The 23909-nt window shown below is 32.1% G+C and carries 28 protein-coding genes; 19 read left to right on the top strand and 9 right to left on the bottom strand.

Annotated elements, in window-relative coordinates; translation table 11 throughout:
* Positions 1–6: 6 nt before the first annotated feature.
* Complete coding sequence (locus T478_RS02370; protein WP_048104884.1) at positions 7–384, top strand: hypothetical protein; 378 nt, start codon at positions 7–9, stop codon at positions 382–384.
* Here T478_RS02370 and T478_RS02365 read toward each other — a convergent pair.
* Positions 381–617 (bottom strand): hypothetical protein, encoded by a 237-nt coding sequence (locus T478_RS02365; RefSeq protein WP_048104882.1) that lies wholly within the window; start codon positions 615–617, stop codon positions 381–383. The genes T478_RS02370 and T478_RS02365 overlap by 4 nt on opposite strands.
* Before the next feature lie 95 nt (positions 618–712).
* On the opposite strand from T478_RS02365, the gene T478_RS02360 reads away from it, so the two are divergent.
* Entirely contained in the window at positions 713–2149 is a 1437-nt protein-coding gene (locus tag T478_RS02360) for a menaquinone biosynthesis decarboxylase (protein WP_048104879.1), read from the top strand.
* Here the strand turns inward: T478_RS02360 and T478_RS02355 are convergent.
* Complete coding sequence (locus tag T478_RS02355) at positions 2146–3264, bottom strand: CofH family radical SAM protein (protein WP_048104877.1); 1119 nt, start codon at positions 3262–3264, stop codon at positions 2146–2148. The genes T478_RS02360 and T478_RS02355 overlap by 4 nt on opposite strands.
* Before the next feature lie 104 nt (positions 3265–3368).
* On the opposite strand from T478_RS02355, the gene T478_RS02350 reads away from it, so the two are divergent.
* From T478_RS02350 to aroD, 3 genes are read left to right on the top strand one after another with little or no spacing between them, the layout of a single operon-like run.
* A complete protein-coding gene (locus T478_RS02350) occupies positions 3369–4154 on the top strand; it encodes a 2-amino-3,7-dideoxy-D-threo-hept-6-ulosonate synthase (protein WP_048104875.1) in 786 nt (261 codons plus the stop codon).
* The gene (locus T478_RS02345; protein WP_048104873.1) at positions 4144–5202 is read left to right on the top strand and encodes a 3-dehydroquinate synthase II domain-containing protein; all 1059 of its coding nucleotides are present in this window, start codon (positions 4144–4146) and stop codon (positions 5200–5202) included. The genes T478_RS02350 and T478_RS02345 overlap by 11 nt, the downstream gene beginning before the upstream one ends.
* Complete coding sequence (gene aroD / locus T478_RS02340) at positions 5202–5864, top strand: type I 3-dehydroquinate dehydratase (RefSeq protein WP_048104872.1); 663 nt, start codon at positions 5202–5204, stop codon at positions 5862–5864. The genes T478_RS02345 and aroD overlap by 1 nt, the downstream gene beginning before the upstream one ends.
* On the opposite strand, the gene T478_RS07325 is transcribed toward aroD, so the two are convergent.
* Entirely contained in the window at positions 5861–6640 is a 780-nt protein-coding gene (locus tag T478_RS07325; protein ID WP_146150863.1) for a hypothetical protein, read from the bottom strand. The genes aroD and T478_RS07325 overlap by 4 nt on opposite strands.
* Positions 6641–6731: 91 nt before the next feature.
* On the opposite strand from T478_RS07325, the gene aroE reads away from it, so the two are divergent.
* The 3 genes from aroE to aroA are packed head-to-tail and all read left to right on the top strand — an operon-like array spanning position 6732 to position 9659.
* Complete coding sequence (gene aroE, locus T478_RS02330) at positions 6732–7553, top strand: shikimate dehydrogenase (RefSeq protein WP_048104871.1); 822 nt, start codon at positions 6732–6734, stop codon at positions 7551–7553.
* Positions 7553–8407: a shikimate kinase gene (locus T478_RS02325; RefSeq protein WP_048104870.1), complete on the top strand. Its 855-nt coding sequence runs from the start codon at positions 7553–7555 to the stop codon at positions 8405–8407. The genes aroE and T478_RS02325 overlap by 1 nt, the downstream gene beginning before the upstream one ends.
* Positions 8397–9659 (top strand): 3-phosphoshikimate 1-carboxyvinyltransferase, encoded by a 1263-nt coding sequence (gene aroA, locus T478_RS02320; RefSeq protein WP_048104869.1) that lies wholly within the window; start codon positions 8397–8399, stop codon positions 9657–9659. Before T478_RS02325 ends, aroA begins: the two co-directional genes overlap by 11 nt.
* A gap of 2 nt (positions 9660–9661) precedes the next feature.
* On the opposite strand, the gene T478_RS02315 is transcribed toward aroA, so the two are convergent.
* The gene (locus T478_RS02315; RefSeq protein ID WP_048104866.1) at positions 9662–10480 is read right to left on the bottom strand and encodes an aspartate dehydrogenase; all 819 of its coding nucleotides are present in this window, start codon (positions 10478–10480) and stop codon (positions 9662–9664) included.
* A 79-nt stretch (positions 10481–10559) separates the two neighbouring features.
* On the opposite strand from T478_RS02315, the gene aroC reads away from it, so the two are divergent.
* The 4 genes from aroC to T478_RS02295 are packed head-to-tail and all read left to right on the top strand — an operon-like array spanning position 10560 to position 14278.
* On the top strand, positions 10560–11657 hold the full coding sequence (gene aroC, locus T478_RS02310; protein ID WP_048104863.1) for a chorismate synthase: 1098 nt from the start codon (positions 10560–10562) through the stop codon (positions 11655–11657).
* Positions 11658–11659: 2 nt separating this feature from the next.
* Positions 11660–13015 (top strand): aminotransferase class I/II-fold pyridoxal phosphate-dependent enzyme, encoded by a 1356-nt coding sequence (locus tag T478_RS02305; protein WP_177313232.1) that lies wholly within the window; start codon positions 11660–11662, stop codon positions 13013–13015.
* A gap of 7 nt (positions 13016–13022) precedes the next feature.
* A complete protein-coding gene (locus T478_RS02300; RefSeq protein WP_048104862.1) occupies positions 13023–13874 on the top strand; it encodes a prephenate dehydrogenase in 852 nt (283 codons plus the stop codon).
* Positions 13874–14278 carry an NUDIX domain-containing protein gene (locus T478_RS02295; RefSeq protein ID WP_048104861.1) on the top strand — a complete coding sequence of 135 codons (405 nt, stop codon included), beginning with the start codon at positions 13874–13876 and terminating at the stop codon, positions 14276–14278. Before T478_RS02300 ends, T478_RS02295 begins: the two co-directional genes overlap by 1 nt.
* Here T478_RS02295 and thiC read toward each other — a convergent pair.
* Positions 14261–15589 (bottom strand): phosphomethylpyrimidine synthase ThiC, encoded by a 1329-nt coding sequence (gene thiC / locus T478_RS02290; protein WP_048104859.1) that lies wholly within the window; start codon positions 15587–15589, stop codon positions 14261–14263. The genes T478_RS02295 and thiC overlap by 18 nt on opposite strands.
* A 52-nt stretch (positions 15590–15641) precedes the next feature.
* Between thiC and thiD the strand changes: the two genes are divergently transcribed.
* Genes thiD through T478_RS02275 form a run of 3 tightly spaced genes read left to right on the top strand, consistent with a single transcriptional unit; the run spans position 15642 to position 18111 of the window.
* Positions 15642–16919: a bifunctional hydroxymethylpyrimidine kinase/phosphomethylpyrimidine kinase gene (thiD, locus tag T478_RS02285; protein ID WP_048104857.1), complete on the top strand. Its 1278-nt coding sequence runs from the start codon at positions 15642–15644 to the stop codon at positions 16917–16919.
* Positions 16920–16974: 55 nt separating this feature from the next.
* On the top strand, positions 16975–17664 hold the full coding sequence (locus tag T478_RS02280) for a nucleotidyltransferase family protein (RefSeq protein ID WP_048104854.1): 690 nt from the start codon (positions 16975–16977) through the stop codon (positions 17662–17664).
* A 12-nt stretch (positions 17665–17676) separates the two neighbouring features.
* Entirely contained in the window at positions 17677–18111 is a 435-nt protein-coding gene (locus tag T478_RS02275) for a GNAT family N-acetyltransferase (protein ID WP_048104852.1), read from the top strand.
* Here the strand turns inward: T478_RS02275 and hemA are convergent.
* Both hemA and T478_RS02265 read right to left on the bottom strand, forming a co-directional pair.
* A complete protein-coding gene (hemA, locus tag T478_RS02270; protein ID WP_048106764.1) occupies positions 18108–19367 on the bottom strand; it encodes a glutamyl-tRNA reductase in 1260 nt (419 codons plus the stop codon). The two genes, T478_RS02275 and hemA, sit on opposite strands and share 4 nt — an antisense overlap.
* Complete coding sequence (locus T478_RS02265) at positions 19364–20017, bottom strand: precorrin-2 dehydrogenase/sirohydrochlorin ferrochelatase family protein (protein WP_048104850.1); 654 nt, start codon at positions 20015–20017, stop codon at positions 19364–19366. The genes hemA and T478_RS02265 overlap by 4 nt, the downstream gene beginning before the upstream one ends.
* Before the next feature lie 90 nt (positions 20018–20107).
* On the opposite strand from T478_RS02265, the gene ahbA reads away from it, so the two are divergent.
* The 3 genes from ahbA to T478_RS02250 are packed head-to-tail and all read left to right on the top strand — an operon-like array spanning position 20108 to position 22446.
* Positions 20108–21121 carry a siroheme decarboxylase subunit alpha gene (gene ahbA, locus T478_RS02260; protein ID WP_048106762.1) on the top strand — a complete coding sequence of 338 codons (1014 nt, stop codon included), beginning with the start codon at positions 20108–20110 and terminating at the stop codon, positions 21119–21121.
* Positions 21122–21151: 30 nt separating this feature from the next.
* The gene (gene hemB, locus T478_RS02255; RefSeq protein WP_048104848.1) at positions 21152–22126 is read left to right on the top strand and encodes a porphobilinogen synthase; all 975 of its coding nucleotides are present in this window, start codon (positions 21152–21154) and stop codon (positions 22124–22126) included.
* Positions 22127–22134: 8 nt separating this feature from the next.
* Positions 22135–22446, top strand: a complete 312-nt coding sequence (locus T478_RS02250; RefSeq protein WP_048104847.1) for a hypothetical protein — start codon at positions 22135–22137, stop codon at positions 22444–22446.
* On the opposite strand, the gene T478_RS02245 is transcribed toward T478_RS02250, so the two are convergent.
* Together T478_RS02245 and T478_RS02240 are read right to left on the bottom strand one after the other, a co-directional pair.
* On the bottom strand, positions 22443–23054 hold the full coding sequence (locus T478_RS02245; protein WP_048106760.1) for an HD domain-containing protein: 612 nt from the start codon (positions 23052–23054) through the stop codon (positions 22443–22445). The two genes, T478_RS02250 and T478_RS02245, sit on opposite strands and share 4 nt — an antisense overlap.
* A complete protein-coding gene (locus T478_RS02240) occupies positions 23051–23671 on the bottom strand; it encodes a hypothetical protein (RefSeq protein WP_048106757.1) in 621 nt (206 codons plus the stop codon). Before T478_RS02240 ends, T478_RS02245 begins: the two co-directional genes overlap by 4 nt.
* 102 nt (positions 23672–23773) lie before the next feature.
* Here T478_RS02240 and T478_RS07860 point away from each other — a divergent pair, with 102 nt between their 5' ends.
* A complete protein-coding gene (locus T478_RS07860; protein ID WP_256378802.1) occupies positions 23774–23896 on the top strand; it encodes a hypothetical protein in 123 nt (40 codons plus the stop codon).
* The last annotated feature ends 13 nt before the right edge of the window (positions 23897–23909 follow it).

The following is a 23909-nucleotide window of genomic DNA, read 5'->3' as shown; positions in this document are numbered from 1 at the left end:
AAATGGGTGGACGATTTCGAAAAAGAATATCCTGATTTTGATTGGAAAAATACACCAGCCTATAAGCATCCAGGGGGCAAAAATTGTCCATGCCCAAAACATGAATATATTCGAGAACAGGTTAATTTTGCAAAACAGGTCAATGACGCAGGATCTGATGCTGCACGAGTAACGCTAAAGTTTTGCCCAGAACATTATCAAGTTTACATCAAAGAGGTAATTCCTGCAATGCCACTAAAGTATAAAATTCTCACAAAAATCGCATTGAAAATTGGTGCGATACAGATCGAACACCTGACTCATATGCAATCAGATCTGTGTTTTTACTGCAAATTTGGTTCAGGTGGACATGGAAAGAAAAGCGAACTTCCGCCAATGCCTTAGTTAATTGGGCTTATTCTAATTTTTGGACGATGTGGAGTATCATGATGACATTTTTCTCCACAAATTGGACACATCTTTCTATCAAGGAATATGCATTGACAGATGTGTGATTTCATGTAACTCTCTGCTGCAGTAGAATTTTCACCAGTACCATTACAGAAAGGGCATTGAGAATCAATTAATTCGATTGTTCCAACACCTTTGCAAACACCACAAATGTCCGAATCAGTCACAAACCAATTAAATTAAAACAGAATTAAACTCTTGCTGAAAGCAGTTTTTGAGTACCGAGTTAGGCTTATACCTTCTTTTTGAAAAGAGGTAGCACATGCCAATTGAGGACATTCATGAGTTAGTCGAGGTTTTAGAAAAAGCCGGAGAATTAAAAAAAATTACAACAGAGGTAGATTCCGAGCTTGAGTTAGCAGAAATTTTACGTCGCACTATGTACGACAATGGTCCAGCATTACTTTTTGAAAATGTTAAAGGATATGATATGCCCGTTTTAGGAAATGCATTTGGTTCAATGAAGAGATTGGAATTATCACTTGAAACTTCAGATTTTACAGAAATTGGGCAAAGAATTGCAGATATGACAAAGATGGAAATTCCAAAGGGAATGTTGAATAAAATTAAGAAATTACCTGAGCTCTCAAAGATGAGTGAGTCATTTCCAAGTTTAGAAAAAAGTGGTCCTGTAACCGAAGTAATAAAAGAAAATCCAACTTTTGATGACATACCAATTCTGAAATCATTTCACAAAGATGCAGGAAAATTCATAACATTTGGTTTAACAGCGACAAAACATCCTGAAACAGGAATTAGAAATTTAGGGGTTTACAGAATTCAGATTGTAGATAGTACACATGCCCTGATGCATTGGCAAAAACACAAACGAGGCGCAGAGCATCATGCCATCACAAAATCAACTAAAACAGAGGTTGCAATTATTATTGGAGGCGAACCTGCAACCGTTTTTTCAGGAGTTGCACCAGTTCCAGAAGGATTAGACAAGTATCTCTTTGCAGGAATTACAAGAAAAAAAGGAATCAAAATGGTAAAATGCAAAACAATTGATGTGGAAGTTCCTGCAAATGCAGAAATTGTATTGGAAGGTTATGTTGATTCATCAGATATTAGAGATGAAGGACCGTTTGGAGATCATACAGGATATTATACACCAAAAGAACCATTCCCAACTTTTACATTGACTGGAGTGATGCAAAGAAAAAATCCAATTTACCTTACAACAGTTGTTGGAAAACCAATTTTAGAAGATGCGTACATTGGCAAAGTAATTGCAAGTTCATTTTTGCCAATGATCAGAATGTTCCATCCAGAAGTTGTTGATTTTGAAATGCCTGCAGCAGGATGGTTCCAGGGTTTGGCAATAATTTCTATAAAGAAACGATACCCCGGACAAGCAAAAAAAGTCATGATGGGTTTGTGGGGAATGGGACAACTGGCATTAACGAAGATGTTTGTAGTTGTAGATGAAGATGTGAATGTACACGACATGAATGATGTAATATGGGCAATTACAACTAGAACAGATGCGGCAAGAGACATTACAATAATAGATAGAGCCCCAACAGATACACTAGATCCTGCATCACCGTTAGTGAATCTAGGCTCAAAACTAGGAATTGATGCAACACAAAAAACAGCAGAAGAAGGATTTGAAAGAGAAATTCAAGAGAAAGTTCAGGTAGATGATGAGACTAAGAAATTAGTGGATTCCAGATGGTCCGAATATGGAATTTAACGCATAGATACTGTTTCGTAAAAGTTATCACGTTCTTCAGCAGAATAACCAATTTGTTTTATTGATTCAATGATTCTTTTATCAGTTAGTTCAGTGGAACGAGCACCTGTACAAGAAACAACTTCTTCTCCAATTAATGTACCACCGAAATCATCAGAACCATATTGTAATGCTAGTTGAGCCATACCAACACCGTTTGTTAGCCATGATGATTGAATATGATCAATTAATCCATCAAAGATTATTCTAGAAATTGCAATCATTTTTAGTAATTGTATTCCACCTGCACCGGTTGTAACAGTTCCTTCCTTTTGCATTAGAGTATTGTTTGGTTCGAAACTCCATGGAATAAATGCCATGAATCCATTAAGATCTTTTTGTAATTTGGCAATTTTATCATAATGTTCCACAATATCATTATCAGTTTCAACATGTCCATACATCATTGTTGCAGAAGCAGGAAGTCCAAGTTCAAATGATTCTTTCATAATTCTAATCCAATCATCACTATCAATTTTTTTTGGACTGATGATTTCTTTAACAGAATCAGTTAGAATTTCAGCACCTGCACCAGGAACAGATTGTAAACCTGCATCTTTCAATCTTGATAAAATTTCTTTTGTAGATGACTTTTCAACTGTAGCAATCATGTCAATTTCAGAAGTGGATAATCCATGCACACCTACATTTGGGAATTTTGAACGAATCATTTTAAATGAATCTTCATAATATTCAATTCCAAGTTTTGGGTTATGGCCACCTTGAATTAGGACCTGTCTAATTTTGAACATATCCCAACCTGTTTTTACTCTAGCTTCAATTTCATCTAAAGTTAAGGTGTAGGCTTCTTCATGATTAGGAGGTCTATAAAATGCACAGAACTTACAATCAGTGATACAGACATTAGTGTAATTCAAGATAATATTATTTACAAAAGATACTTTTTTCCCAAATTTCTTTCGGGTTATGTTTCCAGCAACAAGCCCCATTAGATATACATCGTCAGATTTCAATAATCTTAGATAATCTTCTTTTTTTGGTCGAATACCATTAAGTGAATTTTCTAAGATATCTCCTATTTCACTAGAGTGGATTTGTTGTGTTAATTGACTCAATCACAATCTATCGTTTGAGATTGATATTTAATTCTTAGATAAAAAACGAGCCTAAAATTACATTTTTGGCAATTTTTAAGTATGGTATACCAAAGATATCACTAATGGCAACAGGTACAGAAATTCGATTAAGTAAGATTATGAGAAAAGGCAAGATGCTTTGTATTCCAATGGATCATGGTATTTCAAATGGCCCTATTGAAGGATTAGAAAAACCTCATGATGTAATTTACAAATGTGAGAATCACGGTTTAACAAGCATCATAATTAACAAAGGAATTATCAAAACATTACCAAGGCCAACCAAGGTTGGAATTTTAGCCCACTTTTCATCTAGTACTGCATTATCATTGGCTCCAAATAGAAAAATGCTAACAGGCTCTGTAAAAGAGGCAATAAGATTAGGAGCAGACGGAGTTTCATTGCATATCAACATTGGAGGAAAAGAGGAACCAGAGATGGTTGAACAACTAGGAAAAATTTCAGAAGAATGTCATGAATGGAATGTTCCATTACTTGCAATGATGTATCCTAGAGGAGAGAATGTCAAGGATCCACATGATCCAGAAGTAGTTGCACATACTGCAAGAATTGGTGCAGAGTGTGGTGCAGATATTGTCAAGACATTATACACAGGAGATATTGATTCATTCAAAAAAGTTACAGAAAGTATTCCAGTTCCAGTAGTTATTGCAGGAGGTCCAAAATCAAAAACTGACTTGGATATTTTACAAATGACTGAAGATGCAATGGCAGCAGGTGCAAAAGGAGTTACATATGGAAGAAATATTTTTGCACATAAAACACCAGATAAAATGGTAGAAGCATTAGCAGGAATAATTTTCAAAAAAGAAACAGCAAAAGAAATGGCAAAGAAAATTGGCAACTGATAAACTTTTGATTGTCCAACCAAAAGTTGGAAAAAATCAATTAAATAAATTTGTAAAAAATTTAGAGGATGAAGGTGTAAAACACATCTACGCAGATCCTAAACTAATTACGAATAAAAAAAGTAAAATGAAAACTGTCTTTACAACATCTAATGCAGATTATGTGGTTCTAGGTAAAGATGGAAAAAAGGTAAAGGGTAAAAAAAATGGAAAACAGTTCAAGATCTTATCAAATAAAGATATTGATGGAGTTTATGAAACTGCAAAAAAAGGACTTGATTTTGTCATAATTGAGGTTAAAGATTGGAAGATAATTCCTCTAGAGAACATTATAGCAAAATTGCATAAAATTCACACAAAAATATTCACAATAGCAAAAAACCAAAAGGAAGTTAGAAAGATGTTTTCAATTTTAGATGTTGGAGTTGATGGCGTAATCTTCCAAACAGGTTCCATAGGCGAAGTGCAAGAAACTTTGGTAAATCTTGGAACAAAGAGTTTTGATTTGAAAACTGCAAAAATAACAGAAATCCAAGAGGTTGGAGATGGAGAACGAGTTTGTGTTGATACAGCATCAATGTTACACAAAGGAGAAGGAATGTTAATTGGAAGTAGAGCAAACTTCATGTTCTTAGTTCATAACGAATCAGTGGGTTCATCATTCACATCACCAAGACCATTTAGAGTTAATGCCGGGGCAGTTCACTGTTATACATTATCACCAGATGGAAATACAAAATATCTATCAGAATTAGAAACAGGCAGTGAAGTGCTAATTCTTAATTCTAAAGGAAAAGCAAGAAGAGCAGCTATTGGAAGATGTAAGATTGAAAAACGACCAATGCTTTTGATCAAAGCAAAAGTGGGAAACGAAATAGGTGGCATTATAGCACAAGATGCTGAAACTATACGATTTGTAAAGGCAAATGGACAATTAGTGTCAGTAACACATCTCAAAAAAGGTGATTCAGTTTTGGCATTTTCTAAAGAAGCAAGTGGAAGACACTTTGGAATGGAAGTAGCCGACGAATATATTCTCGAAAAATAATGAAGTATAAGACCTGCGTATCAATTGGCGAGAAGAATCCAAAGAAACTCAAAATAATTCTAAAAAAAGCACTTTCAAAATCAGATTTTGCTGAAATACGATTTGATTATTTGAAAAAATCAGATATTCCGATTGTTTTAGAAAGTTCTAAGAAAAATCTATCAAGATGCGTATGTACATTACGACCAAAATCCGAAGGAGGTTTATTTATTGGAAAAGAAGATGAAAGAAAATCAATTTTACGATTAATTGCAGAATATAATCCATTTTTACTTGATGTTGAATTTAATACAATTCAAAAAGACAAGAATCTAGCATCATATCTTAAAAAATCGAAATGTAAATTATTGATTTCATGGCATGATTTTAAGAAAACACCTAATGAATCACAATTAAAATCTAGATTCAAGAAGATGGAAAAATTCTCAAATATTGTAAAAATTGTAACTGTTGCAAAGAATGTATCTGATGCTTCGAGATTATTATCACTTTATTCAGTTAAATCAAAAAATAAGATGGTAGCATTTTGTATGGGAGATCAAGGCAAATTCTCAAGAATACTATGTTTGCATTTAGGAAGTCCATTTACGTATGTGTCATTGGGAAAAGCAATTGCCCCAGGACAATTTAGCGTTGATGAAATAAAATCTTTAGAGAGTTAACCTTTGTCGTAGTTTGAAATTCCATAGAATTGATGAATCTTTTCAGTAGTCTGACCATCTAGTGATACAGTAACATTAACGGTATACAAATTATTTATCATCCAAAGTGTACCATCCTGAGTGGTTTCACGTGCAAGTATCTGATATCTAAAAAATCCATCTTTGGTAGTTCCAGAAGAAGTATGAATTAATCCTTCTTCGTTGTATAATTCTATTTCTACATTTACTCCATCAACAGTATACGATGCATTTCTGTTGAATGTTGGAGAAGCCTGAGGATACATTTCAGCATCAAACACCAAAAGATCTAAGACAAATCTTTTTTCAGGTGTCACTGTAGCATATCCTTCAAGTAACAACATTAATGGCACTCCAGTTGTTTCTGGAGTTTCAGGAATTTCTTCTACAGTTTCTTTCTCTATTACTTCAGGACTTGATGCTTCAACTTCGATAAGTCCAATTTCAATCAAATACTTCATCGCATTGACAAATTCAGAATCTGGAATTTTACCTTCTGCCCACCATCCAGCAGTATTTCTAACCCAATCTGGAATAATTTTATCAGGTCCAGGAGGACCAGGTTCTGTTGGAGGAATGTAGATAATTCCTTCATTTATCAAAAATTCAAGACCATTTGTAAATTCAGTTTGAGAAATTTGTCTTTCAGACCACCAAGAAGCATTATTCTTCACCCATTCAGGAATGCCTTCAGAAAACGAGAAGGGGATAAGGGAAATTCCGATTAATAAAATAATCAAAAAAGGAATTTTATGCATATCCATTCTTCTATTTGCTAGAATTAATTTTTACTATGAAAATTTTTTTTACCAATGAATAGGTTATATCAATCTAAATTGAATTGAAGATATGTTGAAGACATATGCGGTGATTGGAGACCCAATTGAGCATTCATTATCCCCAACAATTCATAACGCAGCATACAGAGAATTACAGCTAGAATGCACATACATTGCATATAGAGTGGCTCAAGGAGATTTGGCCACAGGCATAGAATCCTTAAAAAAAATCAAAATTTCAGGATTTAATGTAACAATACCTCATAAAATTGAGATGATGAATTATTTAGATAATGTAGATGATAATTGTAAAAAAATTGGAGCAGTGAATACTGTTCTTAATGATGATGGAATACTAAGAGGATTTAATACAGATATGGATGGATTCCTAGAGCCAATAAAAAGAAAAGAACTTGAAATAAAAAATTCCAAAATTCTTTTGCTCGGTGCAGGAGGAGCATCAAGAGCAATTGTAGCAGGATTTCAAAAAGAAAATGCAAGAGAGATTACAATCGTCAATAGAACAAAAACCAATGGTGATGAATTAGCACAATTTTCAAATAAATTGGGATTAAATGCAACATCACAAACAATTGAAGATATGAATTCATTTGATTCAAATTTTGATTTTATAGTTAATGCATCATCGTTAGGATTAAAAAATGAAAATAATATAATACCTGAAAAATTATTTGATGAAAAAACAATAATTTATGATATAGTTTACAAACCAGTAAAAACAGACTTGATAAACAAAGCAAAGGAAAAGAATTGTAAAATAATTTTTGGTTATGAAATGTTACTTGGACAAGCAATACGTTCATTTGAAATTTGGTTAGATAGAAAAGCTCCATATGATGTAATGAAAAGATCTATTCTAGGAGGTTTCTAATGACACAGGTAGTAGCAAAGGTATACGGTGCAGTTTCCATAGTGAATGCAATTGCTGTAGGAAAAGGATCAACATTAGGAATTGATACATTTGTGGAAACAACATTGACAAAAAAAGAGGGCAAAGGAATTCACATTACATCAGAGAATAAGACAATTAGTTCACGCTTAATAAATAAATTAATTGAAAATATGATTCCAAAGAAAATTTTAGATAATACCAAACTAGAACTAGATTTTAAATCAAACATACCAACAGGGTATGGGTTGAAGAGCTCTAGTGCAATTTCATCAGCAGTCGTGCTATCATGTGCAAAAGCCTTTGGAAAAACTATGAGTGATGAAGAAATTTTGAAATTAGGTGCAAAAACGTCAATCCAGACAAAAGTTAGCATAACAGGGGCTTACGATGATGCATGTGCCTGTCATTTTGGAGGTTTTAATGTGACAGATAATCTAAAGATGAAATTATTACATAGAGAGTTAGCCCCAAAAGAATTACAGGCAATAATATTTTTACCAAAATCAAGAAAGAGAGGAAATTTAAGAAAATTAAAAGAGTTCAAAAATGCTTTTGAGCAATCATGGCAATTAGCAAGAAACTCAGATTATTGGAATGCCGCCGTATTAAACGGAATTGCGACAACATCAATTTTGAATTCAGAACCAAACCTGATCATGCGATTGATGGAAAAAGGTGCACTGTGTGCAACAATTTCAGGAAATGGCCCATCAATAATGGCAATTGCCGATAGAAAGAATAAATCTAGAGTTCAAAAAGAATTTTCAGGATTAGACGGAAAAATAATGATATCTAATATCAATAACAAAAAGGCATATGTTCATGAACTGTAAAATTCAAAAATCTAAATTAAATGGTAGAATAACATGTCCATCTAATAAGAGCTATACACATAGAGCAATATTTCTTGCTGCACTATCAGATGGAAAGAGTATAGTGAAAAAAATTTTACGTTCGAATGATACAATGTCTACAATTAATGCATGTAGAGGGTTTGGTGTAGAAGTAGAAGAGGTAGAAGATAAAGTAACAATTAACAATACAATTGATTCAACTGTAGAAAATTCAATGATAGATGCTGGAAATTCAGGAACAACAATTAGAATTGCAATTGCCATCGCAGGACTATCAGGAGGAAATACAAAACTTACAGGAGATGAGAGTTTAAGAAAAAGACCAATGCAGCCAATATTAGATTCCTTAGAAACAATGGGCGTAGAAACGGAATCAGATGACGGTAAACCACCAGTACATATCAATGGTAAAATTGAGGGAAATGAAATTAGCATTAAAGGAGATATTTCAAGTCAGTTCATTTCTGCATTAATGATAATTGGACCAAGGTTACCAGACGGATTAACAATAAATGTTGAAGGGGAACTAGTATCAAAACCATATGTCGATTTAACAATCGCAATTATGAAGAAATTTGGCGTAGATGTAAAAATTGAAGAAGAGTATAAAAAATATCTAATTAGACATCAGATTTACAAACCAACTACATTTTCAATTCCATCAGATTTTTCCAATTTGGCATTACTTTTGGCAGCAAATGTTTTGTTAGGAGATGGACTCACAATTGAGATAAATTTAGGCGATATGCCGCAAGGTGACGAAGCAATTGTAGATATTTTAGAGAAATTAGGAGTAAATGTAACACTTGAAGATGACATCATAACAACCGAATCTCCATCGTTATTAAAAGGCGGAAAATTTGATTTATCAGACACGCCAGATCTATTACCTGCCGTAGCAATTCTAGCATTAAAATCTGAAAAACCAATTGAGTTGTTTAATGTCAAACATGCAAGATACAAAGAAACAGATAGAATTGCAATATTATCAAGAGAACTTAAGAAAATTGGATTACACGTAGAAGAAAAAGAAGATGGAATGATTTTGAAGAAGCCTGAAGAAGTGCATTCTGCAGAACTTGATTCAGAAAGTGATCATAGATTATTCATGGCATTATCGATAGTAGGAATGTTTGTTGGGGATTGTACAGTTTCAGATCCAGATTCAGTAAAAGTTTCTTATCCAGAATTTATTTCAGATTTGAAAAGTGTTGGTGCAGATTTCAAATAAAATTATGTTCCAATTTTAATATCAGAAGTACAAATAGATCTAATTGTTTCAATGGCGGATAGAATTGCAAGTCTACTTGTACGAGGATTGTCGGAATCAGGTACATTTTCAATTTTTGTTGTAATTTGACCAAATTTACCACGAGCTGTAATCTCATGAGTGTTTTTTGTAGTATTTGGATCAGCTATAATTTTCACAATGGTTTCATGACTTCCTAATCCAGAGATACTAAGTAAAGCAGAAACATTGATGTTTTTTGGGAATAACCTTACAGCTTCACTGGCAGTTCCTTCAAAGATTGTTGAGGGTTCATTAATCTCATCAAGATTGATTTTAAAATCATCAAAAAATTTTGCACCCTTTAATGAATTAGGATGTTTTGTGGTAGTCAAAACAACGGAATCAAGTTCATTTTTGACAGATTTTATTGCATCGATTCCAGATATTGCCCCAGATGGAAGATAAACCGTTTTCTTTAATTCTTTACAAGCATCAGAAATTATTTCAAATACAGATTCATCTAGAAGAGCACCACTACTCATTATTACAAGATCCTTTCTATTTTGGAGAATACTCAATGCATTGTCACTAACTGCATCTTGGGATGCAGCTTCAACTACCAAATCAACAGGATTGGAAGATAAAAGATGGACATTTTCTACAATTTCAGGTTTGTTTTTTAATTTACTAGCAAGAGATACAGATTTTTCTTTATCCTCATCAAAAATATGAGTTAGTTTTGCGGGGATTATGCCAGTATCAATTGCAATTGCAATTTGTGTTCCAATAGAGCCACAACCAAGTAGACCAATACGTTTCATGATATTTTTTAATGAAATTTTGTAAATAAACTCTAAGTTTATGCGTAGAACGATTATAAGCATCATAGACGATCTTTGATTGTTGAGCGGTAATTCAATTGGTAGAAGACTAGTTCTGACTAGTTTTGGTGAAAGTCATGGCAAATGTATTGGAGCAGTTTTAGATGGTTGCCCTGCTGGGTTGGAATTAGAAGAAAAAGACATTCAAAAAATGTTAGATTTAAGAAAACCAGGACAATCTCTTGTATCCACACAGAGAAAGGAAGGAGATGTTGTAGAAATTCTCACAGGTACATTCAGAGGATACACAACAGGAGCTCCAATTACAATGGTGATTTGGAATAAAGATCAGAAATCAATAGCATATGAAAAATTAAGAACTGAAATGCGCCCAGGGCATTCAGATTATCCAGCATATATGAAATATAAAAAATTCAATGATCATAGAGGCGGCGGTAGATTTTCAGGTAGATTAACTGCAACGCACGTCATGGGCGGTGCAATTGCTAGAAAATTATTAAAAGATACAATTGGAGTTGAAACAAATTCATACACAACACAAATTGGAAAAATAAAAATGAAAAAAGCAGCAGCAAAGAAAGAATTCAGATCTATCTATACAAACGAGGTAAGATGTCCTGAAAAAAATACAGCACAAAAAATGAAGAGTGTTATACTAGATGCAAGAAAGAAGGGAGATTCATTAGGAGGAATAATAGAATCCATTACCACTAATTTACCTGTAGGTTTAGGTGAACCAATTTTTGGTTCATTAGAATCAGACATCAGTAAAGCAATTTTTTCAATTCCAGCAGTAAAAGGAATAGAGTTTGGTTCAGGTTTTGCAGGTTCTGAAAAATTTGGTTCAGAGAACAATGATGCATACGTAATGAAAGGAGGAAAAGTTTCAACAAAATCCAACAACTCAGGAGGGATTTTAGGAGGTATTTCTAATGGCATGCCAATTACAATCAGAATTGCATTCAAACCTGCATCGTCAATTTCTCAAATTCAACAGAGTGTGGATATAAAAAAGAAAAAATCAATAAAACTACAAGTAGGAGGAAGACATGATCCATGTGTAGTTCCACGTGCACCACCAGTAGTTGATTCGTTGGTTGCATTAACAATAGCTGATCACGCATTACTTAGTGGTACTATAAAACCAACATTGTGAAAATGACTGAAATAGAAGAATTAAGAAAAAAAATAGAAGTAATTACAATTGAAATGTTATCTCTATTAAAAACAAGAACAGAGATTGCACAAGAAATTGGCAAAATAAAAAATCAACAAGGCATGAGTGTTTCTAACGAATCAAGAGAAGATGAGCTCAGAGAATTAGTAAAAAAAACATGTCAGGAAATTAATTTTGATTCAAATACTGCATTAAAATTTTTAAATTTTTTACTAAATGAATCAATTAAGGTTCAATCTTCAACATCAAACACACATTTAGCAATTTTTCTTAAAGCAAAAGAGCTAGAACAACAGGGTAAGAAAATTATTCACTTAGAAGTAGGAGAACCAGATTTTCAACCTCCATTAAATGTGAAGAAATCATTATCAGAAGTGTATGATAAAGGATTTGGAAAATATGGTCCAGCAAAAGGATTACCCGAATTCAGAACAAAATTGGCAGAATTTGCAAATAATAATTTTGACGCAGGAGTGAATTTGGAAAATGTCATGGTTACACCAGGTGCCAGATTTGGTGTTTTTCTTGCAATTACAACATTGTTAGATCCAAGTGATGAAATTATAGTCATTGAGCCTGCATGGCCAGCATATAGACAATGTGCAATAAATTCAGGTATCAAAGTAAGAAGTATTAAAACAAAATTAGAAAACAAATGGGAACCAGATCTTGATGAAATTTCATCATGTATTAACGAAAATACAAAGATGATTGTTCTCAATTATCCAAATAATCCTACTGGAAAAATTTTACCTAAAACATTACAAGATCAGATTGTCAATATTGCTAAAGAAAATAATCTGTATATTCTAAGTGATGAGATTTACAGTAATTATTCGAATGGAGAATGGAGCAGTATTTTATCATATAATTATGAAAAATCAATTGTCACACAATCTTTTTCAAAATCACATTCCATGACAGGTTATAGAATTGGTTATCTGGTGTCTAGTAAAGATATTATCGAGAAATTAACAAAATTGCAAGCACTTTGTTTAACAAATGTTTCAGAGCCAATTCAGTATACAGCCATGAATTCATTAGGTGATGATGTAACAAAAAATACAGAAATTATGAATGAAAGATTAACAAAATTAGAAGAAATATGCAAAGAAATGGAATTAGAGTTTGTAAAACCTGATGGCGCAATGTACATTTTTGCACGTACTAAGAACCCAATCAATACATCAGATTTATCAGAAGAATTACTAAATCATGGGGTCGCCATAGCACCAGGAATAGGATTTGGAGATTATAATGAATTTTTTAGAATATCTGCATGTTTGGACATAAAAACACTAATTGAAGGCATGGATATAATAAAAACAAGGTTATAGATCTAGAATGGCTAAGACAATTGCAATAATTGGTGCGGGAGGAGCAATGGGTAAATGGTTCTCAGAGTATTTTTCAAAAAAAGGATTCGAGGTTACCGGTTTTGATAATACAAATCCAGTTGCAAAAAATATTAAAAAAGCACAATCACTCATTAGTGCAATTTTGAATGTTGATTATGTTTTATTATCAACACCAACTAAGAAAACACCAGAAATAATCAGATTAATTGCAAAAGAGATGAAAAGAGAATCATATCTCATAGACATTACTTCCCAAAAATCAAAAACAGCAACAGCATTAGGAAAAATTCCTGCAAAGGTTTCACCAATTTGCATACATCCAATGTTTGGTCCAGGTGCAAAAAATCTAAAAAATCATAATATCGTTTTAATACCAATTAAGGATGGAAAAAAGGAACTAAATGTTGCAAAAACTCTGTTCCCAGATGGTAATTTTGTCACAATAGACTCAACAGAACATGATAAAAAAATTGCAATGATTCTAGGATTAACTCATTTAATCAATATTGCATTTGCAAATATTTTAGCAAAAGATGATAAGATATCACTTACTGAAAAAATGGCTGGAACAACATTCAAAGCTCAGAAGATATTAGCAGAAAGTATAATGACAGAATCACCAGAATTAATTGAAACTATAATATCAAATCCAGAAATTAGAAAAGTTGCAGAAGAATTCTGGAAGGATGTAGGAAGATTGTTAGCATCTGCTCAAGAAGGAAAAGGTGAGGAGATTATTGATTACATCAATACGAATAAAGAAAAAATTTCTCAAAATGTTGACCTAGAAAAGTCCTACAAGAAATTAACAAAGATGGTCAATACAATTGATAAATAATGCATAAGACAAAAATTGTTACTACATTTTTAACAAATTCAGGAAAAATTTTACTCTTAAAGAGGAGTCAGAAAGTAAAAACTATGAAAAATCTTTGGGCAGGAATTAGTGGGATTATAGAAAATGATGAAAAACCACTCAACCGTGCAATAATTGAAATATTTGAAGAGGTTGGAATGAAAAAATCAGAGGTAAAATTGGTTAAGGAAGGAGACGTAATCATGATTGAATCCCCACAATATGAAAATCATCAATGGGAAGTTTATCCATTTCTATTTTCTTGTAATCATAAAGAGATTAAGTTGAATTGGGAAAATTCAGATGCACAATGGATTGATGTTGAAGCAATTAATGATTTTACAACAGTACCAAGTCTTGAGAAAGTGCTAACTAGATTGTTCTAATTTTTCAGGAGCTTTTTCATACTTTCTTTGTTGAGGCAACATTAGGTAAACACATGCGCCGCCACACATTGTGCAAGGCACATTGTTTCCAGGGTGTTGACCAGTTCTTCCATGAATTTTAGCAGCATTTTCAGGATCAATTGATAACGCTAATTGTTTTTCCCAATCCAAAGTTCTTCTAGCTTCAGTCATTTTCATATCCCATTTGATGGATTTTTCTCTAAGTTTTACTAAATCACCTGCATGAGCAGCTATACGATATGCAATTAGACCTGCTTTAACTTCCTCAGCATTAGGTAAAGCAAGATGTTCAGACGGAGTTAGATAACACAAAAGATCAACTCCCTCACTAGCAGAAACTGCAGCGCCAATAGCACTTGCGATGTGGTCATGTCCAGATGCAATATCAGTCACTAAAGGTCCCAAAACATAGTAAGGGACATCTCCAATCAGTGATTTTGCCAATCTTACATTTGCTGCAACTTCATTTAATGGAACATGTCCAGGACCTTCAATCATAACTTGAACATCTTTTTCATTTGCTCTTTTAGCTAATCTTGAAATGTTGATCATTTCTTGAACTTGTAGTTCATCGTGTGAATCAAGAATTGAACCAGGTCTTAATGCATCACCCAAACTAAAGGTTACATCATATTTTTGAGCTAATTCCATCATATAGTCATAATGAGTAATGTAAGGATTTTCTTTATCATATTTTAACATCCATGCAGCAGTAATTGTTCCACCTTTACTAACAACTCCCGCGTAACGTTCAACTTTTAGTATTCTTTTTGCAATTTCTTTTGTTATTCCAGAATGAATTGTTGTATAGTCAACACCGTCTTTAATGTTATTTTCAAATGCTTTAAGAAAGTCGTCTTCGGTTATATCTAACGGGTTTTTGTGTTTCTCAACTCCAAAATTGTATGCTTCATAAATTGGAACAGTTCCAAAAGTAATTGGTGCTGCTTCCAAAAGCTTTCTTCTAACAATTCCAACATCACCACCATCACTCAAATCCATAATTGTATCTGCATGATATTTTACTGCAACTTTGGCTTTTTCAATTTCTTCATCAATGTTGACATTCAAAGTGGAAGTACCAATATTCACATTGACTTTAGTTTTGGTACCTTTACCAATTGCAACATTATGGATTTTTTCTTTACGTACATTGTTACTTGGTATGATTATTGAGCCACTGGCAATTTTAGGAATTAACCAATCAAGCGTAACGTCTTCGTCTTTTGCTATCTGTTTCATTTCATCAGTAGCCACACCTCTACGTGCAGAAGTCATTTGAGTTGCCATATTTCAAATTGTCAAATGGTGGATTTAAACAATCGTATATTTTACGATCATCATGAATGTTCTTTCGATTGGAGGTTCAGACCCATCATCAGGAGCAGGAATTCAGAGTGATATCAAAACATTTGAAAATCATAATGTTTATGGATTTACAGTAATTACTGCAATCACCAGCCAAAATACAAAGAAAATTTCAGAAATTATGCCAATTTCTGCAAAAAACATCAAATCACAGTTAGAATCTATCTTAACAGATTTTCAAATTGACGCAATTAAAATTGGAATGGTGTATGATGCCTCAATTATCAAAACAATAAACACAGTAATCAAAAATCAAAAATGTCCAATTATTGTTGACCCGATAATTGAATCAACTACAAAAAAAATTTTACTAAAAAAATCTGCATTAAGTGATTATAAAAAAATGATAATACCGTTAGCTACTATAATTACACCTAACAAGAAAGAAGCTAAAATTCTTTCAGGATATAGTAAGATGGAAGATGCTGCCAAAGAAATACAAAGATTAGGTGCAAAAAATGTCATAATAACTGGATTTAGAGAATCTAAAAATGAGATCGAAGATTTTGTGATGGAAGCCGGTAACAATTACATTTTGAAGGGCAAAAAAATCAAAATAATAAATCATGGAAGCGGCTGTAATTATTCAGCATCAATAACTGCATCACTTGCTAGTAAAAAATCAATTTATGAAGCAACAATTATCGCAAAAGAGTATGTCTATCAGTCAATAAAAAAATCTAAAAATTTAGGAAAGGGTGTTAAGATAACTCATAAAGAAGTTCCACAGATTCAAAAAGAATTATCACATTCAATAATAGATTTTCAAAATATTAAGAATGTATCAAAATTAATTCCTGAATGTCAAACAAATTTTGTTTTTTCAAAAAATAAACCAAAAACTGTGAAAAATGTTTTAGGTATATCTGGAAGACTAGTTAAATCTGGAAATAATGTTGTTCAAGCAGGAGAATTAGTTTTTGGGGGTTCACAACATGTTGCAACAGCGGTAATCGAAGTATCAAAAAAATTTTCCAACATTCGTTCAGCTATTAACATAAAATATGAACCAAAAATAATTACTAACGCAAAAAAACACAAAATGTTAGTTTTGAGTTATAATAGAAAAGATGAATCTAAAAATTCAAAATTAAAAGAAAATTCTTCAATATCATGGGGGATTTCTAGTTGTTTGAAATCAGATACTCCAGATATAATTTATCATAAAGGTGATTTTGGTAAAGAACCAATGATCATAGTATTTGGTGCAACTCCTACAGAAGTTGTAAAGAAGATCAAGATGATACAATGAACAGTAAACATTGTGTAATTGGACATAAATAGAACTCAAAAGTGCATACAAACTCATGAAGGCAGTAATTTTAGCAGGAGGACTTGGTACTAGACTTAGACCGTACACAAAAACACTTCCAAAACCAATGCTTCCACTAGGTGGAAAACCAATTTTAGAATATGAAATAGAATGGCTGAAGAAAAATGGAATAAAAGAAATTGTAGTTTGTGTTAGTTACTTGCGAAAGAAAATTGAAAATTATTTTGGTGACGGAAGTAAATTTGGTATGAAAATTGAATATGCTATTTCAAGCAAACCACTTGCAACAGCAGGTCAGCTAAAAACTGCTGAAAAATTTATTGATGATACATTTGTTTGTCTGTATGGCGATTCAATCTATAATTTTAGTTTGAGAAATATGATATCATATCATAAAAAATCAAAATCGAATATTACTATGAGCCTGTATGATTACAAATTTAATTTGAAATATGGTGTAATTAATACAAAAAATAATGGTAAAGTGACTTCATGGGATGAAAAACCAGAATATTCAGCAAAAATTAACATTGGTTGTTATGTTATGGAACCAGAAGTATTCCAATTAATTCCAAAAAACAGACAATATGGGATGGATGATGTAATACGAAAAACACTTGCAAAGAAAAAGAAAGTAGGAAGTGTGATTTCCAAGAAAGGATTTATCGACATAGGAGATAAAGAAACCTATGAAAAAACAAATGAAGAATATAGTAAAAAGTAGAGTGATGTAAAAATGTCAGATATTAAAATTAGAGATATAATTGAATCCGATATTGAGAATGGCTTTCTAGAAAGTTTGGATAGTTTAAAACCTGCAAGTAATCTTGATAGAAAGACTGCTCTAGATATTCTGAAAAAAATTATTGGTAATCCTGATCACATAATACACATTGCAGAAATTGAGGGAAAAATTGTAGGTTCAACAACATTATTTGTTGAGCAAAAATTTATTCATGATGGTGGCAAGGTAGGTCATATTGAGGATGTAGTTGTTTCAAAGGAATTTGAAGGAAGAGGAATAGGTATGAAACTCGTTGTCTCATTATTAGAAAAAGCAGAAGCAATGAATTGTTATAAAACAATTTTAGATTGTAAAAAAGAATTAATTCCATTTTATGAAAGAATTGGTTTCAAACAAGAATCAAATCAGATGAGATATAATCACTAATTCTCTTCTTTTTTAAAATTAAATAATTTTGATGCTGCATTAATAACATCAGAATTTCCATGCTCAGTCTCTTTTCTAAGATTATTCATAGGAGTTGACATTATGTTTTCAGCAACAGATTTAGTTAATTCTTCAATTATTTTTTTCTGAGAGTCATTTAGTTCACCTAACATACTAAATGCCTTTTCAAGTTCCTTCACTCTAATCGCATCAGTACTTTTGAAAACATCTTTTACGATAGGTTCAGCTTCTAATCTTTTCATAGTGGCTTCTAGTACTGGCAATTCTTCTTTAATAATTTCTTCTGCAGAGTTTTTCTGACCAATTCTACTTCTCATATTCTTATCTACCATTTCGGCAATTTGATCAATATTCATTAGTTTTATTCCTCGAAGTTCAGCAACCTTTTCATCAACAGTCCTAGGATTAGAGAGATCCAATATCATCATGCCCGAATGTTTGGTTTCTAGAGCTTTTTGTATTCTTTCAAAAGTTACCAAAAAGTAAGGTGCAGTGGTGGCTACAAATACAATATCATAATTTTCAAATCCAGTTAAAATTGAATTGAAATCAACAGGTTCACCACCAACCGTTTTAGAAAATGAGGTTGAGCGCTCAACAGTTCTACTTGATATGAAAAATGGATATCCACGTTTTTTCAAAGATTTTGCGACAAGTGTTGCAGCTTCGCCAGTTCCAATTAAAAGAATTTTTTTAGATTTCATCTCATCCACGTTTTCTTCTGCAAGTTTAACTGCCATTGAGCCAACAGAAATACTTCCTTTACTTATGCCAGTAGAAGTTCTTACTCTAGTACCAACACGAATAGCTTTATCAAATAATGTGTTTAGAGATTCACCAGAAACTTTTAGTTTTTTGGCAGATTGGATTGAATCTTTTATTTGTGTCATAATTTGTTCTTCACCTACAACCATAGAATCTAAACCAGAAGTTAATTTCAATAAATGTTCATACACATCAGAATTTTGTGACCATTCTAAATTATCATTAAAGCTATTTTCTTCTAGACCAGATAAGGATGCCCAAGTTTTTTTAATTTCTTCTCTGTCAAAATTATTACCGGAACCAAATATTTCTACACGATTACATGTTTGTAATATTACACATTCAGATAAACCGGTGTGATCTTTGAAAGATTTGTAAGCATTTTCTGAATCTCCCAAAGAGAATCTTTCAAGTACATGGATCGGTGATTTTTTGAAAGTAACTCTTGCATTTATGATATTTTTTGTCATTTCCAATCTTTCACCATTTTTTTAATTGTCGTCTGTATTGCCTTGTATTTTCCATCTTTTAATAACTCTTTAACACGTTTATCGTTCATCAACTCATAAAGAAATTTTTTTCTTTCAGTTTGGGTCAAGATGTGTTTTTTCGATTCAGTCCGTGCAAATTTTTGAATTTTAATTAATTCAATATCCTGATCAGAAATATTTTTTTGTAGACATTTTTCTGTTTTTGATTTGATTTTTTTTGCCATGATAGGACTACTGCCACTAGTAGAAATTCCAACTTTGATTGTTTTTTTGATATCAATTAGAGAAAGATATGAGATATCACTTGAATCAGGAGAATCAGAAGCATATGAAAGAATTTTCATTTTTTTAGCAGTTTGAACTATTTTTTGATTCAAAGATGAGTCAGTTGTGGATGCAATTACCAAAAATGGTTTATATTTTTTTAAAAAAAGCATTGAAGTTATTTTAGTTTTTTTTAATGTAATTTTCTTTTTTTGAGAGAGTTTTGTTATTTCAGAATTTGGTTTTTCACCAATTACAATAATTTTACAGCCCTCAGATTCAAGTAATTTTATCCGTTTCAAGGCTTCATTACCAGCACCAATAATGATTACAGTTTTTTCATTTAGATGAAGATCAATTATCACGATCTGTCACTAGTAAAATGTAATTTATAGATTCAAGAATACACGTTACATTTTTTAATTGACATCATAGATTTTGATTATATGTCAAATATGGAAGAAATTGATAATGAGATATTAAATGAAATTCAATGGACTTTCCCGCTAGTACCAAGACCATTTGATGAAATTGCAAAAAAATTCAGTATTTCACCAGATGAAGTAAAAAGCAGATTAAAAAAGATGAAAGAAAAAGGCGTCTTAAGACAGCTTAGTGCAATATTTGATACAAGAAAATTAGGATATACGAGTTCACTTGTTGCCATGGAAATTGATAATTCCAAATTAGAACAAGTTGCATTGATTATCAATAAACATCCAGGTGTAAGTCATAACTATGAAAGAAAACATCAATTCAATCTGTGGTTTACATTGGCTGTTCCACCAGGTTCAGATTTAAAATATGAATTAGATAAATTTTCAAAATTAGATGGGATTAAAAAAGTTAGAATGCTACCAACTTTGCAATTATTTAAAATTGGAGTAAAATTGGATATGGTAGAAACAAAAAAGCATGATGTAAAACCTTCAGAAGTGAAAAAAGAAATTAAAAAAGTTGATTTTGTCGCAACAGAAGAAGATAAAGAATTCATTAGACAATTACAAAAAGATTTTGAAATTGTAGATAGACCATTTCTAAATGCTGCAAATGAATTAGGAATTACAGAAGAAGAGGTTTTTGAAAGATTAAGACACTACGAAAAGATTGGAGTCATGCGAAGATTTGCAGCTATTCTTCGACATAGAGAAGCAGGATTTACAGCAAATGGAATGATTGTATGGAAAGTTCCAGAAGATAGAATTAGTAAAGTAGGAGAAAAATTAGGTGCTTTTCCACAAGTTAGTCATTGTTATGAAAGACCAGTATATCCTGACTGGCCATACAATGTATTTTCTATGATACATTGTAAATCAATTTCTGAAGCAAACCAAGTAGCAAGCGATATTCAAGAACAAATCAACGTTGAAGAATACAAAATTCTATTCAGTTCAAGAGAATTCAAAAAGACAAGAGTCGAGTATTTTGTTGAGCATGAATTTAACATTGAAGAATCAATTCCGGCTTAAGAATATATTCAATTAGAGTACATAGTAGATATGGCAAATTTTCCTGAAACAAGATTACGAAGATTGAGAACAAATCAAAAAATGAGAGATTTAGTTCAAGAAGTCTCAATTTCACCAAAAGATTTGATCTGCCCAGTTTTTGTTGAAGAAGGAATTGAAGCAAAAAAACAAATCAACTCAATGCCGGCAATGGAAAGACTTCCATTATCAGAGGTAGTTAACGAAGTCAATACTATTTCAGAATTAGGGATTCCTGCAATCATGTTATTTGGAATTCCAAGTGAAAAAGATGATGAAGGAACATCAGCATTTGTAGAACATGGAATAGTTCAAAAAGCAATATCAGAGGTCCGTAAAAATTTTGGTGATAAAATTGTCATAATGGCAGATGTTTGTCTTTGTCAGTATACAACATCAGGACATTGTGGACATATTCATGACAATAAGATTGATAACGATTCTAGTCTAATTACATTAGGAAAAATTGCAGTAAGTCAAGCAAAAGCAGGAGTAGATGTCGTTTCACCTTCAGCAATGATGGATGGACAAGTAAAGGCAATTAGAAAAGCGCTAGATGATGAAGGATTTACAGATGTGGCAATTATGTCACACTCAGCAAAACATAGATCAAACTTCTACTCACCATTTAGAGATGCAGCAGAATGTGCACCACAATTTAGTGATAGACGTACATATCAAGTTCCATTTACAAATCCAAGAGAAGCAATGAGAGAAGTTGAAACAGATGTGAATGAAGGAGTAGATATTGTGATGATTAAACCTGCATTGACATATTTAGATTTGATTTCAGAGACTAGAAGACGATTCAATGTTCCAGTTGCAGCATACAGTGTTTCAGGTGAATATGCACTTGTCAAAGGTGCAGCAATGCAAGGATGGATAGATGAAGATGAAATGACAAAGGAAATATTGTATTCAATAAAGCGTGCAGGTGCTGATATGATTGTTACATATTTTGCAAAACATATAGCAGAAAAGTTGTAAGATCGTAAATGAGAGACGACGAAAAATTTGAAATTATAAGAGCGCTAGATCTATTACCACATATTTCAGGTGCAAGTTGGGCAATGTTATGGTTTCGAGTAAATGGAGTAAAGAATCCTTCAAAAGATGAGTTTAGAGAAAAAACCGTTGAATATTTTAGTAAAATTGTGCCACTACTAGAATCATTCGAAGGTAAAAAAGAATTTGAGGATATCAACCATTACATGAAAAATAGATTCGAGGAAGAGAAAAAATTAATCATGAGCGGGGACAATAGTGAAGTTGAAAAAAGATATCAACGTTACCTCGATTATGGTTAAATCTCATTTTTAAGTTCTTTAAGAAAATTTTTTAAAATTTTTGTACGTTTTTTTGCAAGATTTTTACCAGTCTTTGTGTTCATTTTTTTTTCTAATGTGAGCAATTTCTCATAAAAATGGTCTAAAGCCCATCTATTATCATTAAGAACTCTATTCTTTGAAAAAGGGTCATTTGGATCATAAAAAGGTCTATTATTTGACCCACTAAATGAAAAAACTCGTGCTAAACCGATAGCGCCAATAGCATCCAATCTATCAGAATCTTGTAGAATTTTTCCTTCAATCGTTGAGGGAATTTTACCTTTTGAAAAACTATGTTGTTTGATTGCGTTAGAGATTATTTTGATTTCATCATCATGAAAATTATTTTCTTTTAAAATTTTTTCAGAAAGTTTCGCACTTTTTAGAGCTGAATCCTTACAATTTTTTGTTTTTATTATATCATGAAGTAATACAGCAGATAAAATTAATTTCTTGTTTCCACTTTCAGTTTTACATATTTTTTCAGCATTTCGGTATACTCTCATTACATGTTCAAAATCATGTGCAGGATCATTTTTTGCAAGTTTGATTTTAGCTATTTTTTTTAAATTTTCAAGTTGATTCATAATTTCCATAGTTTTGGTCTTGTTAATTTGAATTTTCTTTTGGTCAATAATAGAGTCCAATTTATACATGTAAAGAGAACAATGACAGATATTCCAAGTGCATCAGCAATTAAAATTCCAATATATCGTTCTTCGAATAACTCTACAAAAGGTGTCAGAACAATATTACTAATTGAGATCATTAGATAATATGATGCGACACGGCCAGCCCAAAAGCCAACATACAAGCCAATACTTTTTGCCTTAAGAAGACCATATGTGACAAATAACATATTACTTGGTAGAGGAGTTGCAGCAAAAAGGAAAGAAGTGAGAATGTAACCAAATCTTTTCTTATTTAGAAAGTTTCCAATTGCATCAAGATTAGATTTTTGTTCTTTTTGAACAAATTTTCTAAATAATGTAGCGACTTTTTTTAGAATAAATCTTCCAATTGTTGCACCTGTTGCACCAACTAATGCCAAAACTAGGGGATCGTATGATGCATCTATGGCATAAAATGATGCAAGTACAATCCAAGTTGGTGGCATCAAAAGTGGAGCAGCATTTACAAGAATTAATAAGAAAAAAATTCCAATATAAGAAAATTCCAACACAGATTCAAAAATATCAACCATAAGTCCCATCGTATCTTAAAATATCTAAATCATTGGTTGTTAGCAATAAAATATGAATCAGTGATGCACGAAGTTTATATCAAAAAAGATACCATATGTTCCATGCCTAGTAAAACGATGAAATGTTTTAGATGCAATCTATATTTCAAGAATGAAGAACTTGCAAAAATTCACAAAGAACTAACTAGTCATGACATTACAGAAACAAAATCATTGATTGCATAATTTTGAAAAGATG

The organism is Candidatus Nitrosopelagicus brevis (genome assembly GCF_000812185.1).
Classification (GTDB): domain Archaea; phylum Thermoproteota; class Nitrososphaeria; order Nitrososphaerales; family Nitrosopumilaceae; genus Nitrosopelagicus; species Nitrosopelagicus brevis.
Note: the sequence above shows the minus strand (reverse complement) of the source record. Positions and strands in the feature narration are given on the sequence as shown.

Excerpts from the sequence above, each read along its gene's own strand:
- hemB (WP_048104848.1), top strand. The coding sequence starts at position 21,152 with ATGGCAAATTTTCCTGAAACAAGATTACGAAGATTGAGAACAAATCAA.
- ahbA (WP_048106762.1), top strand. The coding sequence starts at position 20,108 with ATGGAAGAAATTGATAATGAGATATTAAATGAAATTCAATGGACTTTC.
- thiC (WP_048104859.1), bottom strand. The coding sequence starts at position 15,589 with ATGGCAACTCAAATGACTTCTGCACGTAGAGGTGTGGCTACTGATGAA.
- T478_RS02275 (WP_048104852.1), top strand. The coding sequence starts at position 17,677 with ATGTCAGATATTAAAATTAGAGATATAATTGAATCCGATATTGAGAAT.
- aroE (WP_048104871.1), top strand. The coding sequence starts at position 6,732 with ATGTTGAAGACATATGCGGTGATTGGAGACCCAATTGAGCATTCATTA.
- thiD (WP_048104857.1), top strand. The coding sequence starts at position 15,642 with ATGAATGTTCTTTCGATTGGAGGTTCAGACCCATCATCAGGAGCAGGA.
- T478_RS02305 (WP_177313232.1), top strand. The coding sequence starts at position 11,660 with ATGACTGAAATAGAAGAATTAAGAAAAAAAATAGAAGTAATTACAATT.
- hemA (WP_048106764.1), bottom strand. The coding sequence starts at position 19,367 with ATGACAAAAAATATCATAAATGCAAGAGTTACTTTCAAAAAATCACCG.
- T478_RS02350 (WP_048104875.1), top strand. The coding sequence starts at position 3,369 with ATGGCAACAGGTACAGAAATTCGATTAAGTAAGATTATGAGAAAAGGC.
- aroA (WP_048104869.1), top strand. The coding sequence starts at position 8,397 with ATGAACTGTAAAATTCAAAAATCTAAATTAAATGGTAGAATAACATGT.
- T478_RS02250 (WP_048104847.1), top strand. The coding sequence starts at position 22,135 with ATGAGAGACGACGAAAAATTTGAAATTATAAGAGCGCTAGATCTATTA.
- T478_RS02360 (WP_048104879.1), top strand. The coding sequence starts at position 713 with ATGCCAATTGAGGACATTCATGAGTTAGTCGAGGTTTTAGAAAAAGCC.
- T478_RS02300 (WP_048104862.1), top strand. The coding sequence starts at position 13,023 with ATGGCTAAGACAATTGCAATAATTGGTGCGGGAGGAGCAATGGGTAAA.
- T478_RS02245 (WP_048106760.1), bottom strand. The coding sequence starts at position 23,054 with ATGAATCAACTTGAAAATTTAAAAAAAATAGCTAAAATCAAACTTGCA.
- T478_RS02325 (WP_048104870.1), top strand. The coding sequence starts at position 7,553 with ATGACACAGGTAGTAGCAAAGGTATACGGTGCAGTTTCCATAGTGAAT.
- T478_RS02295 (WP_048104861.1), top strand. The coding sequence starts at position 13,874 with ATGCATAAGACAAAAATTGTTACTACATTTTTAACAAATTCAGGAAAA.
- aroD (WP_048104872.1), top strand. The coding sequence starts at position 5,202 with ATGAAGTATAAGACCTGCGTATCAATTGGCGAGAAGAATCCAAAGAAA.
- T478_RS02315 (WP_048104866.1), bottom strand. The coding sequence starts at position 10,480 with ATGAAACGTATTGGTCTACTTGGTTGTGGCTCTATTGGAACACAAATT.
- T478_RS07325 (WP_146150863.1), bottom strand. The coding sequence starts at position 6,640 with ATGCATAAAATTCCTTTTTTGATTATTTTATTAATCGGAATTTCCCTT.
- T478_RS02240 (WP_048106757.1), bottom strand. The coding sequence starts at position 23,671 with ATGGTTGATATTTTTGAATCTGTGTTGGAATTTTCTTATATTGGAATT.
- T478_RS02280 (WP_048104854.1), top strand. The coding sequence starts at position 16,975 with ATGAAGGCAGTAATTTTAGCAGGAGGACTTGGTACTAGACTTAGACCG.
- T478_RS07860 (WP_256378802.1), top strand. The coding sequence starts at position 23,774 with ATGCCTAGTAAAACGATGAAATGTTTTAGATGCAATCTATATTTCAAG.